The following is a 2,834-nucleotide window of genomic DNA, read 5'->3' as shown; positions in this document are numbered from 1 at the left end:
TATCGTTGAGCTGGCGTATGAGCTGCGCGGCGGTACCGAGCGAGATCGGATCGAGCCCGGAGAACGGTTCGTCGTACATGATGAGTTCCGGGTCCAGCACAATGGCCCGCGCCAGCGCAACCCGGCGGGCCATGCCGCCCGAAATCTCGCTGGGCAGCAGGTCCCGCGCGCCGCGCAGGCCCACCGCATTGAGTTTCATCAGCACGATATCGCGGATCAGGGCTTCACCCAATTCGGTGTGCTCGCGCAAGGGAAACGCCACATTGTCGAAAACACTCAGATCGGTGAACAACGCACCGAACTGGAACAGCATGCCCATGCGACGGCGCGCGGCATAGAGTTCCGCCTGGGCCAGCTTGCCGACGTCCTTGCCGTCGAACAGCACAGCGCCGCTGACAGCCTTTTGCTGCCCGCCGATGAGGCGCAGCACGGTGGTTTTGCCGCCTCCCGAAGCGCCCATCAGCGCGGTAACCTTGCCGCGAGGCACGGACAGCGTGACCTTGTCCAGGATGACGCGATCACCGGCGGAGCCGGGATAGGAAAACGTCACATCCTTGAACTCAACCAATGATGAAGCGGAAATGTCGGGCATTGAAGGAGAAAAGACAGGCCAGCAGGTGTGTTGGCTTGGGTAAGTAATACCGAATGATACGGGGTTTGCCCTTATACAGCCCCTGACCGGAAACCAAAAACCTTGGGCTGAGCGGCCTAAAGCAGCGAGGGTGGCCCAAAAAAGCGGCCGCCTTATCGGGCCGATAGTGGCCGCAAGCCACAACTATCCGGCGCAAGCAGCTATTTTTTTGATAGCACCCGGGGTTTTCGGTGTTATTTGCCAACCAGGCAGGTGTGCGCAAAGCGCAACGGACCGTCACGCCAATTGGGTGATTTCTGGAGGTTTGGCACCATTTCACGCAACCCGGGCACCAGCTTGGGCCTCACAATCGCCCCTTTTTGGCGATTTGAGAAGGCCGGCGCGGCGCTTAGCGAGGCAGGTCGCTAAAGCCCATCAGAAACTCGTCGACCGCGCGCGCGGCCTGGCGGCCTACGCGCACCCCAAGCGCGAGCTTGGGGTTTATTTAACCGCCCCTTGGGGCGATTTGAGAAGGCCGGCGCGGCGCTTAGCGAGGCAGGTCGCTAAAGCCCATCAGAAACTCGTCGACCACGCGCGCGGCCTGGCGGCCTACGCGCACCCCAAGCGCAAGCTTGGGGTTTATTTAACCGCCCCTTGGGGCGATTTGCGAAGGCCGGGCGCGGCGCTTAGCGAGGCAGGTCGCTAAAGCCCATCAAAAACTCGTCGACAGCACGCGCGGCCTGACGGCCTTCGCGAATCGCCCATACGACCAGGCTCTGGCCGCGGCGGATGTCGCCAGCGGCAAACACTTTGGGCACATTGGTGGCATAGCCGCCGGTGAAGTCAGTGCCCGCTTTGGCGTTGCCGCGGTTGTCTTTTTCGATGCCGAACGCATCCAGAACGGACGCCACCGGCGAAATAAAGCCCATGGCCAGCAGCACCAGGTCAGCCTTGAGGGTTTGCTCAGAGCCTGGCACTTCCACCATCTTGCCGTCTTTCCATTCGACGCGAACGGTCTTCAGGCCCGTGACCTTGCCTTTTTCGCCGATCAGTTCCTTGGTGGAGATCGCGAACTCGCGCTCGCAGCCTTCTTCGTGGCTGGAAGAGGTGCGCAGCTTGATCGGCCAGTAAGGCCAGGTCATGGGGCGGTTTTCTTCTTCGGGCGGCTGGGGCATCAGCTCAAACTGGGTGACGCTGACCGCGCCGTGGCGGTTGCTGGTGCCCACGCAGTCGGAACCCGTATCGCCACCGCCGATGACGATGACATGCTTGCCGTCGGCGCGCAGCTGGCCTTTGACCTTGTCGCCGGCATTGACCTTGTTCTGCTGGGGCAAAAACTCCATCGCAAAGTGCACGCCGTCCAGGTCGCGGCCGGGCACGGGCAGGTCGCGCGACTGTTCGGCGCCGCCGGTGAGGATGACGGCGTCGAAGTCTTTTTGCAGTTGCTCAGGGGTGATGCTTTCTTTCGCCCAGTTGGTGACTTTGGAGTCCTTTGGCAGGCTGCCCACCATCACGCCGGTGCGGAAGTTCACGCCCTCGGCCTTCATCTGCTCGACGCGGCGGTCGATGTGGACTTTTTCCATCTTGAAATCKGGAATGCCGTAGCGCAGCAGGCCGCCGACGCGGTCGTTCTTTTCAAACAGCGTCACGTCGTGGCCTGCGCGAGCCAGTTGCTGCGCGGCGGCCATGCCGGCAGGGCCAGAGCCGACCACGGCAACCTTTTTACCGGTCTTGTGCTTGGGCATCACGGGCTTGACCCAGCCTTCGGACCAGGCGCGGTCGATGATGGCGTGCTCGATCGACTTGATGCCGACGGCGTCGTCATTCACGTTCAGCGTGCAGGCGGCTTCGCAGGGCGCGGGGCAGATGCGGCCGGTGAACTCGGGAAAATTGTTGGTGCTGTGCAGCGTGTCGATCGCGTTTTTCCAGTCAGCGCGAAACACCATGTCGTTGAAGTCGGGAATGATGTTGTTGACCGGGCAGCCGTTGTTGCAGAACGGCGTGCCGCAGTCCATGCAGCGTGCGGCCTGCTTGTTGGCCTGCGCGTCGTCCAGCCCGATGACAAATTCCTTGTAATTCTTCAGGCGCTCCGGCACGGCCTTGTAGCCCTCCTCGATGCGCTCGTATTCCATGAAGCCGGTGATTTTTCCCATGATGCGGTCCTGTGCAATTCTTTAAGCGTTTTATGCCTCTAGCCCTTTGAAGACGGGCGTAAGCAGCTATAAATTCGATAGCAGATAGTTTGATGCGTAAAAGGCGCAAC

Annotated in this window: 2 protein-coding genes; both read right to left on the bottom strand. The window is 61.1% G+C overall.

The features are described from left to right. On the bottom strand, positions 1–592 hold a 592-nt coding region (locus AC1D1X_RS19890), incomplete at its 3' end, for an ABC transporter ATP-binding protein (protein WP_477698972.1). 665 nt (positions 593–1,257) lie between these two features. Beyond that, positions 1,258–2,724 carry a glutamate synthase subunit beta gene (locus tag AC1D1X_RS19885; protein ID WP_477669876.1) on the bottom strand — a complete coding sequence of 489 codons (1,467 nt, stop codon included), beginning with the start codon at positions 2,722–2,724 and terminating at the stop codon, positions 1,258–1,260. Positions 2,725–2,834 lie beyond the last annotated feature (110 nt).

It is taken from the genome of Polaromonas sp. P1_G4, assembly GCF_056405475.1.
This window is presented reverse-complemented; position numbering and strand designations above follow the sequence as displayed.